13 protein-coding genes are annotated in these 12,637 nt (G+C 67.6%); 8 read left to right on the top strand and 5 right to left on the bottom strand.

Annotated elements, in window-relative coordinates:
* The first annotated feature begins 25 nt into the window (after positions 1-25).
* The 5 genes from hflK (at position 26) to JX613_RS15630 (ending at position 5,165) form a co-directional block, all read left to right on the top strand.
* Positions 26-1,234 (top strand): FtsH protease activity modulator HflK, encoded by a 1,209-nt coding sequence (gene hflK / locus JX613_RS15650; protein WP_207102401.1) that lies wholly within the window; start codon positions 26-28, stop codon positions 1,232-1,234.
* Positions 1,234-2,451 carry a protease modulator HflC gene (gene hflC / locus JX613_RS15645; RefSeq protein WP_237168615.1) on the top strand — a complete coding sequence of 406 codons (1,218 nt, stop codon included), beginning with the start codon at positions 1,234-1,236 and terminating at the stop codon, positions 2,449-2,451. Before hflK ends, hflC begins: the two co-directional genes overlap by 1 nt.
* Positions 2,452-2,620: 169 nt before the next feature.
* Positions 2,621-4,183 (top strand): Do family serine endopeptidase, encoded by a 1,563-nt coding sequence (locus tag JX613_RS15640; protein ID WP_207102400.1) that lies wholly within the window; start codon positions 2,621-2,623, stop codon positions 4,181-4,183.
* A 76-nt stretch (positions 4,184-4,259) separates the two neighbouring features.
* A complete protein-coding gene (locus JX613_RS15635; RefSeq protein ID WP_207102399.1) occupies positions 4,260-4,772 on the top strand; it encodes a 2'-5' RNA ligase family protein in 513 nt (170 codons plus the stop codon).
* 69 nt (positions 4,773-4,841) lie between these two features.
* The gene (locus tag JX613_RS15630) at positions 4,842-5,165 is read left to right on the top strand and encodes a 2Fe-2S iron-sulfur cluster-binding protein (RefSeq protein ID WP_207102398.1); all 324 of its coding nucleotides are present in this window, start codon (positions 4,842-4,844) and stop codon (positions 5,163-5,165) included.
* A gap of 82 nt (positions 5,166-5,247) precedes the next feature.
* On the opposite strand, the gene hisA is transcribed toward JX613_RS15630, so the two are convergent.
* Positions 5,248-5,964: a 1-(5-phosphoribosyl)-5-[(5-phosphoribosylamino)methylideneamino]imidazole-4-carboxamide isomerase gene (gene hisA, locus JX613_RS15625; protein ID WP_207102397.1), complete on the bottom strand. Its 717-nt coding sequence runs from the start codon at positions 5,962-5,964 to the stop codon at positions 5,248-5,250.
* Between the two features lie 136 nt (positions 5,965-6,100).
* On the opposite strand from hisA, the gene JX613_RS15620 reads away from it, so the two are divergent.
* The 3 genes from JX613_RS15620 to JX613_RS15610 all read left to right on the top strand — a co-directional run bounded on the left by JX613_RS15620 (position 6,101) and on the right by JX613_RS15610 (position 8,331).
* A complete protein-coding gene (locus tag JX613_RS15620; protein ID WP_207102396.1) occupies positions 6,101-6,484 on the top strand; it encodes a DUF2147 domain-containing protein in 384 nt (127 codons plus the stop codon).
* A gap of 55 nt (positions 6,485-6,539) precedes the next feature.
* Positions 6,540-7,358, top strand: a complete 819-nt coding sequence (locus JX613_RS15615; protein ID WP_207102395.1) for an alpha/beta fold hydrolase — start codon at positions 6,540-6,542, stop codon at positions 7,356-7,358.
* Positions 7,359-7,494: 136 nt separating this feature from the next.
* Positions 7,495-8,331, top strand: a complete 837-nt coding sequence (locus JX613_RS15610) for a M48 family metallopeptidase (RefSeq protein WP_207102394.1) — start codon at positions 7,495-7,497, stop codon at positions 8,329-8,331.
* 34 nt (positions 8,332-8,365) lie between these two features.
* Here JX613_RS15610 and JX613_RS15605 read toward each other — a convergent pair whose 3' ends face one another.
* The 4 genes from JX613_RS15605 to choX form a co-directional block, all read right to left on the bottom strand.
* Positions 8,366-9,529, bottom strand: coding sequence for an NAD-dependent epimerase/dehydratase family protein (locus JX613_RS15605; protein ID WP_207102393.1), 1,164 nt, complete (start codon positions 9,527-9,529; stop codon positions 8,366-8,368).
* A 166-nt stretch (positions 9,530-9,695) separates the two neighbouring features.
* Positions 9,696-10,769 carry a choline ABC transporter ATP-binding protein gene (gene choV / locus JX613_RS15600; RefSeq protein WP_207102392.1) on the bottom strand — a complete coding sequence of 358 codons (1,074 nt, stop codon included), beginning with the start codon at positions 10,767-10,769 and terminating at the stop codon, positions 9,696-9,698.
* Positions 10,766-11,614 (bottom strand): choline ABC transporter permease subunit, encoded by an 849-nt coding sequence (gene choW, locus JX613_RS15595; protein ID WP_207102391.1) that lies wholly within the window; start codon positions 11,612-11,614, stop codon positions 10,766-10,768. Before choW ends, choV begins: the two co-directional genes overlap by 4 nt.
* Positions 11,615-11,652: 38 nt before the next feature.
* Positions 11,653-12,594 (bottom strand): choline ABC transporter substrate-binding protein, encoded by a 942-nt coding sequence (gene choX / locus JX613_RS15590; protein ID WP_207102390.1) that lies wholly within the window; start codon positions 12,592-12,594, stop codon positions 11,653-11,655.
* Positions 12,595-12,637 lie beyond the last annotated feature (43 nt).

Genomic DNA, 12,637 nt, shown 5'->3' with positions numbered 1-12,637 from the left:
TCCGAAGAAGAAAGAAGGACCACGGATGGCAAGTCAGGGCCCTTGGGGCGGCGGAAGCGGCGGAGGAGATGACGAGGATCGCGACAAGCGTCCGGTGAACCGCCCCTGGGGACAGCAGCAACCGCCACGGGGGCCGCAGCGCCCCGGCGGCCCGCAGCAGATGCCCGAGATCGAGGAACTGATGAAGAAGGGCCAGGAACGCCTGCGCGTGCTGATGGGCGGGCGCGGCAGCGGCCCCGGCCCGAATGGCGGCGGACGCCGTCCCGCGGGCGGCCCCGGCCTGCAGATGAACCGCACCACGCTGACCATCGGCGGGCTGGTGCTGCTGGCGCTCTGGGCATTCGCCAGCTTCTACCGCGTCCAGACCAACGAAAAGAGCGTCGAGTTCCTGTTCGGCCGCGCCGTCGCCGTGGGTTCCGAAGGCCTGAACTTCGCCCCCTGGCCCATCGTCACCGCCGAGGTGATCCCCGTCACCAACGAACGCGTGACCGAGATCGGCACGGGCCGCGAGGGCGAGATGGACAACGGGCTGATGCTGACCCGCGACCAGAACATCGTGGACATGGAATACCAGGTGGTCTGGAACATCTCGGACCCCGAAAAATTCCTGTTCAACCTGGCCGATCCCGCCGACACCATGCGCGCGGTGGCGGAATCGTCGATGCGCGACATCATCGCGCGCAGCGAATTGGCGCCGATCCTGAACCGCGACCGGGGCACCATCGCCAACGACCTTCAGGCCTCGGTCCAGGAAACGCTGGACGCCTATCAGGCCGGCATCAACGTGGTCCGCGTCAACCTGGACCGCGCCGACCCGCCGGCCGAGGTGATCGACGCCTTTCGCGAGGTGCAGGCCGCCCAGCAGGAACGCGACCGGCTTGAGAAGGAGGCCGACGCCTATGCCAACCGCGTCCTGGCGCAGGCGCGCGGCGACGCGGCGCAGGCCCTGGAACAGGCCGAGGCCTATCGCGCCCAGGCCGTCAACACCGCCCAGGGCGAGGCCGCGCGCTTCAATTCGATCTACGAGGAATATGTGAAGGCGCCCGAAGTGACCCGCCGCCGGATGTATCTGGAAACCATGGAAAACGTCCTTGGCCGCGTGGACAAGGTCATCATCGGCGAAGGCATGGATGGGCAGGGGACGGGCGTGGTGCCCTTCCTGCCGCTGGACCAGCTGCGCCGCGGGGGCGAGACCACCACCAATACCGGCACGAACACCGGGGGGAACAACTGATGGCCGCGCGTCGCATTACCTTGTCCACGCTGGCCATCCCGCTGCTGATCGCGGTGGCCGTGCTGGTCGCGTCGTCCCTGTTCATCGTGGATGAACGCGAAAAGGCCCTGGTGCTGCGCCTAGGCCGCGTGGTCGATGTCAAGGAGGAACCGGGCCTTGGCTTCAAGCTGCCCTTCCTCGACAACGTGGAAAAATACGACGGCCGCATCCTGGGCCTGCCCACCGTTCCGCTGGAGGTCACGCCGCTGGACGACCGCCGCCTGATCGTGGACGCCTTTGCCCGCTGGCGCATCACCGACGTGGTTCGCTTCCGCCAGGCGGTGGGCGCGGGCGGCATCCAGGGCGCGCAGGGCCGGCTGGAGCCCATCGTGCGCAACGCCATCCGCGAGGTGCTGGGCACGGTCCCGTCCACCAGCGTGCTGTCGGACGACCGCACCGCCCTGATGAACCAGATCCGGGACGAGGCGCGGGGCAATTCCGAAGGCCTGGGGGTCGAGATCATCGACGTGCGCCTGACCCGCACCGACCTGCCCGAGCAGAACCTGAACGCGACCTATGCCCGGATGCGCGCCGAACGCCAGCGCGAGGCCGCCGACGAGATCGCGCGCGGCGGAGAGGCCGCGCAGCGGGTGCGCGCCGCGGCCGACCGGACCGTGACGGAACTGACCTCGGAAGCGTCCAAGCGGGCCGAGATCGTGCGCGGCGAGGCCGACGCCCAGCGGAACGCCATCTATGCCGATGCCTTCGGCCGCGACCCCGAGTTCTTCGCCTTCACCCGGTCGATGACCTCTTATGAACGGGCGCTCAAGGGCGAGAACAGCTCTCTGGTCTTGCAGCCGAATGGCGAGTTCTTCAACTATCTGCGCGACGACGGGGCCAGCCGCGCCAACCCTTCGCCCACGCCGGTTCCGGCGGGCAATTCGGCGGGCGATATCCTGACCCCCACCGCTGCCGGAGAGGAGGAGGGCCTGGTCACGCCCACCGTCACCGACCGCGAGGGCAACCGCCTGGGCGAAAGCGCGGGCGTCACCCTGACCCCCGTGCCGGAAATGCTGACGACCCCCCCGCAGCAAGGCCAGGCGGTGACTGCCCCCGCCGCAGGCGACGCCCCGCCGGTGGAACCGGGTCAGGCGCCCGCCACCGATCCCAGCGGCGGAGCCGCCGCGCCGTCGCCCGATGGGGACGATCCGGTGTCCCCGGCCGAACCGGCGGAATAAGGAAAAGGGCGGATGGGACACCATCCGCCCTTTCTGCAATAAATGTCACGATCAGTTCACTGCCCGAGAGCGTGGTTTATTTGCAACGCCCACCTATTTCTTCTTCATATCCCTCGGTCCCCGGCCCATGTCGTGACCAGGGCATCCTGCGCAAGATGAGGACATCCGCATGAAGACGCTTTCTCCTCGGCATCTCCTGACCGCCTCGGCATTGGCCGTGACCGTCGGCCTTGGCTTTGCTGCCGCCCAAGACGCGCCGCAGCCCGACATCTCGCCCGAGGCGAGCCAGCAGGCGCAAGAGGCGGCGAACAAGAACGAACCGCTGTCGGCTCCCGCGACGGGTTCAAACCAGGTCATGCCCGACAGCTTTGCCGATCTGGTCCAGCAGGTCGCGCCCGCCGTCGTGAACATCACCACCAGCGCCGTGGTCGCCCAGCCGACCGGCGGGGGCGAGGGCGGGCCGATGTTCCCCGAGGGCAGCCCGTTTTCCGACCTGTTCCGCGACTTCGGCATTCCCGGCCTGCCGGGCCAGCCGGGCCAGGGCGGCCCCCGGATGCCGCAGCGGTCGAACGCGCTCGGGTCCGGGTTCGTGATTTCGGCGGACGGCTTCATCGTCACCAACAACCACGTGATCGAGGGCGCGGACGAGATCGAGATCGAGTTCTATTCGGGCAACACCCTGCCCGCCAAGGTGGTGGGCACCGACCCCAACACCGACGTGGCGCTGCTGAAGGTCGAAAGCAAGGATCCGCTGCCCTTCGTGAAGTTCGGCAACTCGGACGAGGCGCGGGTGGGGGATTGGGTCCTGGCGCTTGGCAACCCCCTGGGGCAGGGCTTTTCGGCCAGTTCGGGGATCGTGTCGGCGCGCAACCGCGAATTGTCGGGCACCTATGACGATTACCTGCAAACCGACGCGGCCATCAACCGCGGCAATTCGGGCGGGCCGCTGTTCAACCTCCAGGGCGAGGTCGTGGGCGTGAACACCGCGATCCTGTCGCCCAACGGCGGGTCCATCGGCATCGGCTTTTCCATGGCGTCCAACGTCGTCTCCACCGTCGTGGACCAGTTGCGCGAGTTCGGCGAAACCCGGCGCGGCTGGCTGGGCGTCAAGATCCAGGACGTGACCCCCGACATGGCCGAGGCGCTTGGCCTGGCCGCCGAATCCGGCGCGATGGTGACGGACGTTCCCGAAGGCCCCGCGAAAGAGGCCGGGATGCGCGCGGGCGACGTGATCACCAGCTTTGCCGGGGCCGAGGTCAAGGATACCCGCAGCCTGGTCCGCCGCGTGGCCGAAGCGCCTGCCGGCGAACCCGTCGAGGTCGTGGTGCAGCGCCAGGACGGCCCGGTCACGCTGTCCGTGACGCTGGGCCGCCGCGAAACGGCGGAAGGCACCGGCGAGTCGCCGCAGGAAAGGGGCAACAGTGCCGCGCCCCAGGACGTGCTGGGCATGTCGCTGTCCGTCCTGACGCCCGAGATGGCGCAGGAGATGGGCCTGGAGGGCGACATGAAGGGCCTGGTCGTCCGCGAGGTCGATCCGGCCAGCGAAGCCGCCGAAAAGGGCCTTGCCCCCGGCGACATCATCACCGAGGCGGGCCAGCAGCCCGTGGCCTCGATCGCCGACCTGAACGCCCGCATCGACGAAACGCGCGAGGCGGGCCGCAAGTCGCTGCTGGTCCTGGTGCGCCGCGACGGCGAGCCGCGCTTCGTGGCCCTGCCGGTCGGCGAGCGCTGATCCTGCCCTTGTGGCATCAAGGGGCGGTCCTGCGGGGCCGCCCCTTTTCCTTGCGAATCCCTGGGGCAATCCGGCCATGTCCGACGACGCACCGCTGATCCTGACCGCGCAACTGGACAATGCCAGCTTTGCCCATTTCCAGACCATGCGGCAGCGGCATTTCCCGGCCGCGCGCAACCACATTCCCGCGCATCTGACGCTGTTTCATCACCTGCCGGGCGACCGCATCGGCTGGATCGCGCAGGAACTGGACCGGATGGCCGCGGATACCGCGCCTGTCGCGGGCCGCGTGGCGGGGCTGCGGTTCTTGGGCAAAGGCGTGGCCTATGACCTCGACTGTCCCGGAATCGAGCGGCTGCGGGCGGCGTTGTCCGCCATCTTCGCCGATCACCTGACCCCGCAGGACCGCCAGCGCATCAGGCCGCATGTGACGATCCAGAACAAGGCCGCCCCGGCGGACGCCCGAAGGCTGTTCGACGACCTGTCCGCTGGCTTCCAGCCCTTTCCCTTCACGGCGACGGGGTTCCTGCTGTGGCGCTATCGCGGCGGGCCCTGGGATGCGGCGGGCGAGTTTCCCTTTGCCGGTTGACGGCCCGCGCCCCTTTTCATTGCGGGACCGATGGCCTATCTGCCCCCTGCACAGCAAAGGACGATAGCCATGGCCCGCATCACCTATATCGAGCATAACGGAACCCGCCACGAGGTTGACGTGAAGCCCGGCATGACGGTGATGGAAGGCGCGCGCGACAACGGCGTGCCCGGCATCGACGCCGATTGCGGCGGTGCCTGCGCCTGTTCGACCTGTCATGTCTATGTCGATCCTGCCTGGGTCGATCAGCTTCCCCCGAAGGATCCGATGGAGGAGGACATGCTGGACTTCGCCTATCAGCCCGATCCCGAACGCTCGCGCCTGACCTGCCAGATCAAGGTGACGGATGCGCTGGACGGGCTGGTCGTTCAGCTGCCCGAACGCCAGATCTGATCGGGGCAAGCTTTCCGCTTGGTCGACTTGCAGGGTGGGGTGGAACCCCACCTACGGGCTCGCCACCGGCGATCCAGAAGACTTAACGCAGCAGCGCCAGCGCCTCGGCCAGGTCGATGGCGCCGTCATAAAGCGCCCGGCCCGAGATCGCGCCCGCGATCACGCCCGTTTCCGCCAAGGCGCGCAGGTCGTCCAGCGACGACACCCCGCCCGAGGCGATGACCGGAATGCCGATCGCCCGCGCCAATCCTTCCGTCGCGGCGATGTTGGGGCCCTGCATGGCCCCGTCGCGGTCGATGTCGGTATAGATGATGGCGGCCACGCCCGCGTCCTCGAACTGCCGCGCCAGGTCGGTCGCCATCACCTGCGTTTCCGTGGCCCAGCCACGGGTCGCCACGCGCCCCCCCCGCGCGTCGATGCCGACGGCGATCTTGCCCGGGAAGGCGGCCGCCGCCTGGCGCACCAGGTCGGGGTCTTCCACCGCGACGGTGCCCAGGATCACGCGCGACAGGCCCTTGGACAACCAGCCCTCGATGGTCGCCATGTCGCGGATGCCGCCGCCAAGCTGGGTGGGGATGGTGACGGCGGCCAGGATCGCCTCGACCGCGGGGGCGTTCACGGGATGGCCCGCAAAGGCCCCGTTCAGATCGACCAGGTGCAGCCATTCCGCACCCGCGTCCTGGAAGGCGCGCGCCTGCGCCGCCGGATCGGTGCCGAAGACGGTCGCGGCCTCCATCTCGCCGCGCAGCAGGCGGACGCAGTTGCCGTCCTTCAGGTCGATGGCGGGGTAAAGGATCATGGCGCTCTCCTGTCTGCGGGTCGGGCATCCTTTGCCACGGGGACGCGCGGAACGGAAGTGCGCTGCGACCTGACGTCACCCTTGCAAGGGGGGCGGGCGCCCGCGCAGCATCCGCCCATCCTTGGAGGAGGAACCCATGCGCCACATCATCATCGCCGCAGCCCTTGCGCTGGCCGGCACCGCCGCCGCCGCCGACCCGATCGAGGGCGTCTGGCAGACCCAGCCGGACAACGGCGCCTTTGCCCATGTCACCATCGCCCCCTGCGGCGGGGCCTTCTGCGGCACGATCACCCGCGCCTTCAAAGACCGTGCCGAATACCGCTCGCCGAACCTGGGCCGCCAGATCGTCATCGACATGGCCCCGCAGGGCGGCGGCGACTACACGGGCAAGGTGTGGCGCCCGGCCAACGACAAGATCTACAACGGCAAGGCCAGCGTCCAGGGCGACCGGATGAGCCTGTCGGGCTGCGTCGCGGGCGGGCTGATCTGCAAAAGCCAGACCTGGGCGCGGGTGCGGTAACGCAACCCGCGCCATGGCACGGGCGTTCCGTGACGAACGATCAGGGGAACGCGACATGCCGGTGATCACGACACGCGACGGGACGACGCTTTACGTCAGGGACTGGGGACAGGGCCGCCCCGTGGTGTTGATCCACGGCTGGCCGCTGAACGGGGACAGCTGGGAATACCAGGCCGTCCGGCTGGCCGAGGCCGGGTTCCGCGTCATCGCCCCTGACCGGCGCGGCTTTGGCCGATCCGGCCAGCCCTGGGACGGCTATGACTATGACACGCTGGCCGACGACCTTGCCGCCGTGATCGAGGGCCTTGGGCTGACGGACGCGGCGCTTGTCGGCTTTTCCATGGGCGGGGGAGAGGTCGCGCGCTACATGACCCGCCATGGCGGGGGCGTGTCGCAGGCGGTCTTCGTGGGCTCGGTCGTGCCGGGCGTGCTGAAGTCCGACGGCAATCCCCAGGGCGTTTCCCGTGACCTGCTGGAGGGGATCCAGGCGGGCCTGCGCAAGGACCGCCCGGCCTTCCTGGCCGACTTCTTCAAGCAGTTCTACGGGCAGGGGCTGGTCAGCGGCGTCAGCCAGCAGATCCTGGACTGGACCCTGGGCATGGCGATGATGGCCAGCCCGCGCGCGACCCTGGAATGCGTGACGGCCTTCGGGACAACGGATTTCACGGGCGACGTTCCCCACATCAACCTGCCCACGCTGATCATCCACGGCACCGGCGACAAGATCGTTCCCATCGCCGCGACCGCCCGGCGCTTGGCGCCGATGCTGCCGGACGCCCGGCTGATCGAATACGGCGGCGCCCCGCACGGGCTGACCGCGACCCATGCGGACCGGCTGACCGAGGATCTGCTGGCGTTCCTGCGGCAGGCGTGATCCGACTGCAGGCAGCCGCGCGAAGCAACGTTTCGCGCGGCCTTTGTGCCTTATTTTAGGGGCTTACCGTTTCACGCACAGCTGCGGCCAAGGCTATCGTGATGGCATCCGAATGTTTGACAGGACAGCCGTCACGATGACCTTTTTCCAAGTGTTCCGCGCCCTTGCCGCGACCGGCCTTGCGGCCTTGGTGACCGCCTGCGGCACCACATACGAACTGCCCGGCGTCGATGACAGCGTGAATGCCCGCGCCACCGCCATGTTTGCCGAGGCCAAGTCTGCCTCGCCCCGCAGCCCTGCCAGCCCGGCCCTTGCCCAGGCACGCTTTCAGCGGGTGGCGTCCCGCATCCAGCCGGTTGCCGAAGCCCTGTGCAAGGCCGAACTGGCCCAGAAGGGCGCGGATTGCCGCGTCAAGCTGGAACTGGATCGCCAGATGGCCGAACGGAACGCCTATTTCACCTATGCGGGGCCGGGAAACAGCGATCCCGTGATCCGCTTCACGGTGCCGATGCTGCAGGATGTCGAAAGCGATGACGAGGTCGCGTTCATCCTGGGCCATGAATACGGCCACCTGATCGGCCAGCATATCGTCAAGCAGCAGCAACAGGCGGTCGCCGGCGCCCTGATCCTGGGTGCCCTGACCGCCTATGCCAATGCCGAAGCCGCCTCGGCGGGGCAAAGCCATGATCCGAACGCGGTCGGCCGCAACATGGAGATCGGGGCCGCGATCGGCCAGAAGGCCTATTCGCAGACCTACGAACTGGAAAGCGACATGCTGGGCACCCGCATCGCCGCCGCGGCAGGCTATGACCCGGTCAAGGGGGCAAGGTTCTTCGCGCGCGACGAAGCGGCGCGGTCCCAAGGCGGGAAGCTGTCGTTCTGGGGAACGCATCCTGCCGATGCCAAGCGTCTGGCCGTTGTTCTGGCAACGGTGGATCAGATGAAATCAGGCGGGCCGTCGGGCACCAGGTGACCTACCCCCGCCCGGGCCGGGCGGAGTCGTTCCCTTACGCCGTCCGCCATTGCGACACGCAGGGGATCTTTTCCCGGTCGCAGCGGTCGGCGTATTTGCGGGCGATTTCCTGGACCTCGGCCAGCAGGCCGTCCTGCAGCTTGATCGGCTCCAGCCCCAGGCCGAGGAAGCGGTCGTTGGCGACATGCAGGTCGTTCTCGTCCGCCTCGTTGCGGGGGTTTTTCAGGAAAGCGACCTCGACCCCGGTCTGGTCGGCGATCATCCGGGCCAGGTCGCGGACGCGGTGGGTTTCGGTCATCTGGTTCAGGATGCTGACGCGGTCGCCGCGCGCGGGCGGGTTCGTCAGCGCCAGCTCGATGCAGCGGCAGGTGTCCTGGATATGGATGAAGGCGCGGGTCTGTCCGCCCGTGCCATGCACCGTCAGCGGATAGCCGATGGCCGCCTGCATCAGGAAACGGTTCAGCACCGTGCCGTAATCGCCGTCATAGTCGAAGCGGTTGATCAGCCGGTCGTCCATGCGCGTCTCGCTGGTCTGGGTGCCCCAGACGATGCCCTGGTGCAGGTCGGTGATCCGCACGCCGTCGTTCTTGTTGTAATAGAAGAAGAACAACTGATCCTGGGTCTTGGTCATGTGATAGATCGAGCCCGGATTGGCGGGATACAGGATCTCTTGCCGGTGGGGACCGTTCTCTGTCTCGATCACCACGTCCAGGTATCCTTCGGGGATCTTCATCCCCGCCGTGCCATAGCCATAGACGCCCATCGTGCCCAGGTGGACCAGGTGGATGTCCTGCCCGCTTTCCACGATGGCGGCCAGAACGTCGTTGGTGGCGTTGAGGTTGTTGTTGACCGTGTAACGCTTGTGCCAGCTGGATTTCATCGAATAGGGCGCGGCGCGCTGTTCGGCGAAATGGATCACCGCGTCGGGCTTTTCGTCACGCAGCAGGGTCAGCAGGCGGTGGTAATGCTTGCCCACGGTGAAGTTTTCCACCCGGATCGTGTGGTTGGTCAGCTCGTGCCAGGCGCGCACGCGTTCGCCCAGGGGACGGATCGGGGTCAGGCTGTTCACCTCAAGCTCCACGTCGATCTTGCGGCGCGACAGGTTGTCCACGATGATCACGTCGTGGCCCCGCGCCGAAAGATGCAGCGCCGTCGGCCAGCCGCAGAAACCGTCTCCGCCCAGAACGATGATTTTCATGAACCTGCCTTCGATGACCGTTTTGCCGCCTTTTAAAGGGGCCAACCGGCGGATGCCATAGCTGCAACGTTCCTGACATGCAGCCGTTGCAATCGCTTGCCCAGGCGGCAGGGCCGATCATCCCCTGGTCGCGACAGGCGCGGACCTTGCGGATGCGCAGGCCCTCTTACCCCTGGGGCTGGCGCTGCCGATCCGGCATCGCCGGGACCGGCAGAACAGGTGACCGCCCCTGGGGGTCGATCAGCCGGGCCAGGACCGCGTCACGGGTGATGCAGCCGCCGCCCTCGACAGGCAGGGCGGGGCGGTCGGCCAGAAGGCCCATGACCTGGCGCACCGGCATGTCGCGGGGGACGGGAACACCCTGCGCCTGGCCCGGCAGGGCCACATCGGCGGCGGTCAGCACGCCCAGGGGGTTCATGTGGGCCACGAAATCGGCGACATAGGCGTTGATCGGGTTGGCGATGATGTCGCGCGCGGTGCCGATCTGGACGATGCGCCCGCCCTCCATCAGGGCGATGCGGTTGCCCAGCTTGAAGGCCTCGTCCAGGTCGTGGCTGACGAAGATGATGGTGCGCCGCGTCTTGGCCTGCAATTCCAGCAATTCGTCCTGCAGGCGCGTGCGGATCAGGGGATCCAGCGCGCTGAAGGGCTCGTCCATCAGAAGGATCGGGGCCTCGGTGGCGAAGGCGCGGGCCAGGCCCACGCGCTGCTGCATCCCGCCCGACAGATCGCCCACCTTGCGTTCGGCCCATTCGGTCAGGCCCACGGTGTCCAGCTGGTGGTCCACGCGCGCCTTGCGGTCGGCCGCGGGCATCCCCGCCAGTTCCAGCCCAAGGCCCACGTTCTCGCGCACGGTGCGCCAGGGCAGCAGGCCGAACTGCTGGAACACCATCGCAACATGGCGCAACCGGATGTCGCGCAAGGCGCGTTTCCCCGCCCCGCTAACCGAGATCATCTTCTGCCCGTCCCAGACACGCACCTCGCCCCGGCAGACGTGGTTCAGCGCGTTGACCGCGCGCAGCAGGGTGGACTTGCCGGACCCCGACAGGCCCATCAGCACCAGGATCTCTCCCTGGCGGACGGTCAGGGAACAGTCGTGGACGCCCAGCACCTGGCCGGTGGCCGCGCGGATTTCGCCCCGTTCCTTGCCCTGGTCCATCAGCGGCAGGGCGGTTTCCGGGTGGTCGCCGAAGACGATGCTGACGCGGTCGAATTCGACGGCATTCGGTGCGTCGGTCATTTCCGACCCTCCATCCGCAGCATCCGGTCCAGCAGGATCGCGACGACCACGATCACGAAACCCGATTCAAAGCCAAGCGAGGTGTTCACGCTGTTCAGCGCCCGCACGACCGGCACGCCAAGGCCCGATGCGCCGACAAGCGCGGCGATCACGACCATGGATAGCGACAGCATGATGGTCTGGTTCAACCCGGCCATAATCTGCGGCAGGGCGCTTGGCAGTTCCACCTTCCACAGCAATTGGCGCGGGGTGGCGCCAAAGGCGGTCGCGGCCTCGATCAGCGCGGGCGGGGTCGAGGCTATGCCAAGCTGGGTCAGCCGGATCGGCGCGGGCAGCACGAAGATCACGGTGGCCAGCATCCCCGGCACCATGCCGATGCCGAAGAAGACGATGGCCGGGATCAGATAGACGAATGTCGGCAGCGTCTGCATCAGGTCCAGCACCGGGCGCATCCAGGCATACAGGCGCGGGCGGTGCGCGGCGGCGATGCCCACCGGCACGCCGATCGCCATGCAGACCAGGCAGGCGGCCAGCACCAGGGTCAGGGATTGCAGCATCTCGTCCCAGTAACCCTGGTTCAGGATGAACAGCAGGCCCAGGACGACCAGCAGGCAGGTCTTCCAGCTGCGCTGCAAGGCCCAGGTCAGCGCGGCGGCCAGCAGGATGAACAGCAGGGGATGGGGGGCCTCCAGCGCGGCAAGGATGCGGCCGATCAGCCAGTCGATCGCGCCCGAGATCGTGTTGAACAGCCCCGCCGCATGGGCGTTCAGCCAGTCGAAGACCGACTTGGCCGTCCGCCCGACGGGGATCTTGTTGTCTGTCACAAGCGCCGTCAGTTGCTCCATGCGGTGTCCTTGGTCCTTGGGAATGGAAGGCCCGGCGCTCAGCCGGACAAGGCTTCGGTCAGGGCGGCGGCCGCGTCGTTGCCGTCAAAGGTCGTCACGCCGTCCAGCCAGGGCATCGCGGCGTCGGGATTGGCCGTCAGCCAGTCCTTGGCGGCCTCCATCGGATCCTGGCCGTCGTTGAGGATCTTGCCCATCACCTCGTTCTCCATGGGCAGGGTGAATTCCAGGTTCTGCAGGAACTTGCCGACGTTCGGGCATTCGGCGACATAGCCGTGGCGGGTGTTGGTGCGCACCTCGGCGCCGCCCAGGTCGGGGCCGAAGATCTCGTCCCCGCCGGTCAGATAGGTCATGTCGAACTGGGCGTTCATCGGATGGGGTTCCCACCCCAGGAAGACCACCGGCTGGCCCGCCGCATCGGCGCGGGCGACCTGGGCCAGCATCCCCTGTTCGCTGGATTCGACCACCTCGAAGGTGCCCAGGCCGAACTTGTCGCCCGCCACCATCTCCAGCAGCAGGCGGTTGCCGTCATTGCCGGGCTCGATGCCATAGATCTGGCCTGACAGCGCGTCCTTGTGTTCGGCGATATCGGCGAAATCGGCAATGCCCAGATCCGCGCCCGCCTTGTTGGTGGCCAGCGTGTATTTCGCGCCCGTCAGGTTGGTGCGCACCGTGTCCACCGTGCCCGCGTCGCGATAGGGGGCGATGTCGGCCTCCATCGTGGGCATCCAGTTGCCCAGGAAGATGTCCACGTCGTCGGTGGACAGCGCCGTATAGGTGACGGGCACGGACAAGAGCTTCGTTTCCGTCTCATACCCCAGGGCCTGCAACACGGTCGAGGCCAGCGCCGTGGTCGCGGTGATGTCGGTCCAGCCCACGTCGGACAGCACCACCTGGCGGCAGTCGTCGGGTTCGGCGGCGGCGGCAGGACCGGCAAGGGCCGCGCCGATCATCAGCGAGGCGGTCAGGCTTTTGCGGATCATGCAAAACTCCCTGTTCTTGATTGGTTGATCAATTAACGTTACA

The sequence above is a fragment of the Paracoccus shandongensis genome, from assembly GCF_017315735.1.
Lineage (GTDB): Bacteria > Pseudomonadota > Alphaproteobacteria > Rhodobacterales > Rhodobacteraceae > Paracoccus > Paracoccus shandongensis.
This window is presented reverse-complemented; position numbering and strand designations above follow the sequence as displayed.

What these genes read in the sequence shown, in the direction of transcription:
- hflK (WP_207102401.1), top strand. Translation starts at nt 26, where the DNA reads ATGGCAAGTCAGGGCCCTTGGGGCGGCGGAAGCGGCGGAGGAGATGAC.
- hflC (WP_237168615.1), top strand. Translation starts at nt 1,234, where the DNA reads ATGGCCGCGCGTCGCATTACCTTGTCCACGCTGGCCATCCCGCTGCTG.
- JX613_RS15640 (WP_207102400.1), top strand. Translation starts at nt 2,621, where the DNA reads ATGAAGACGCTTTCTCCTCGGCATCTCCTGACCGCCTCGGCATTGGCC.
- JX613_RS15635 (WP_207102399.1), top strand. Translation starts at nt 4,260, where the DNA reads ATGTCCGACGACGCACCGCTGATCCTGACCGCGCAACTGGACAATGCC.
- JX613_RS15630 (WP_207102398.1), top strand. Translation starts at nt 4,842, where the DNA reads ATGGCCCGCATCACCTATATCGAGCATAACGGAACCCGCCACGAGGTT.
- hisA (WP_207102397.1), bottom strand. Translation starts at nt 5,964, where the DNA reads ATGATCCTTTACCCCGCCATCGACCTGAAGGACGGCAACTGCGTCCGC.
- JX613_RS15620 (WP_207102396.1), top strand. Translation starts at nt 6,101, where the DNA reads ATGCGCCACATCATCATCGCCGCAGCCCTTGCGCTGGCCGGCACCGCC.
- JX613_RS15615 (WP_207102395.1), top strand. Translation starts at nt 6,540, where the DNA reads ATGCCGGTGATCACGACACGCGACGGGACGACGCTTTACGTCAGGGAC.
- JX613_RS15610 (WP_207102394.1), top strand. Translation starts at nt 7,495, where the DNA reads ATGACCTTTTTCCAAGTGTTCCGCGCCCTTGCCGCGACCGGCCTTGCG.
- JX613_RS15605 (WP_207102393.1), bottom strand. Translation starts at nt 9,529, where the DNA reads ATGAAAATCATCGTTCTGGGCGGAGACGGTTTCTGCGGCTGGCCGACG.
- choV (WP_207102392.1), bottom strand. Translation starts at nt 10,769, where the DNA reads ATGACCGACGCACCGAATGCCGTCGAATTCGACCGCGTCAGCATCGTC.
- choW (WP_207102391.1), bottom strand. Translation starts at nt 11,614, where the DNA reads ATGGAGCAACTGACGGCGCTTGTGACAGACAACAAGATCCCCGTCGGG.
- choX (WP_207102390.1), bottom strand. Translation starts at nt 12,594, where the DNA reads ATGATCCGCAAAAGCCTGACCGCCTCGCTGATGATCGGCGCGGCCCTT.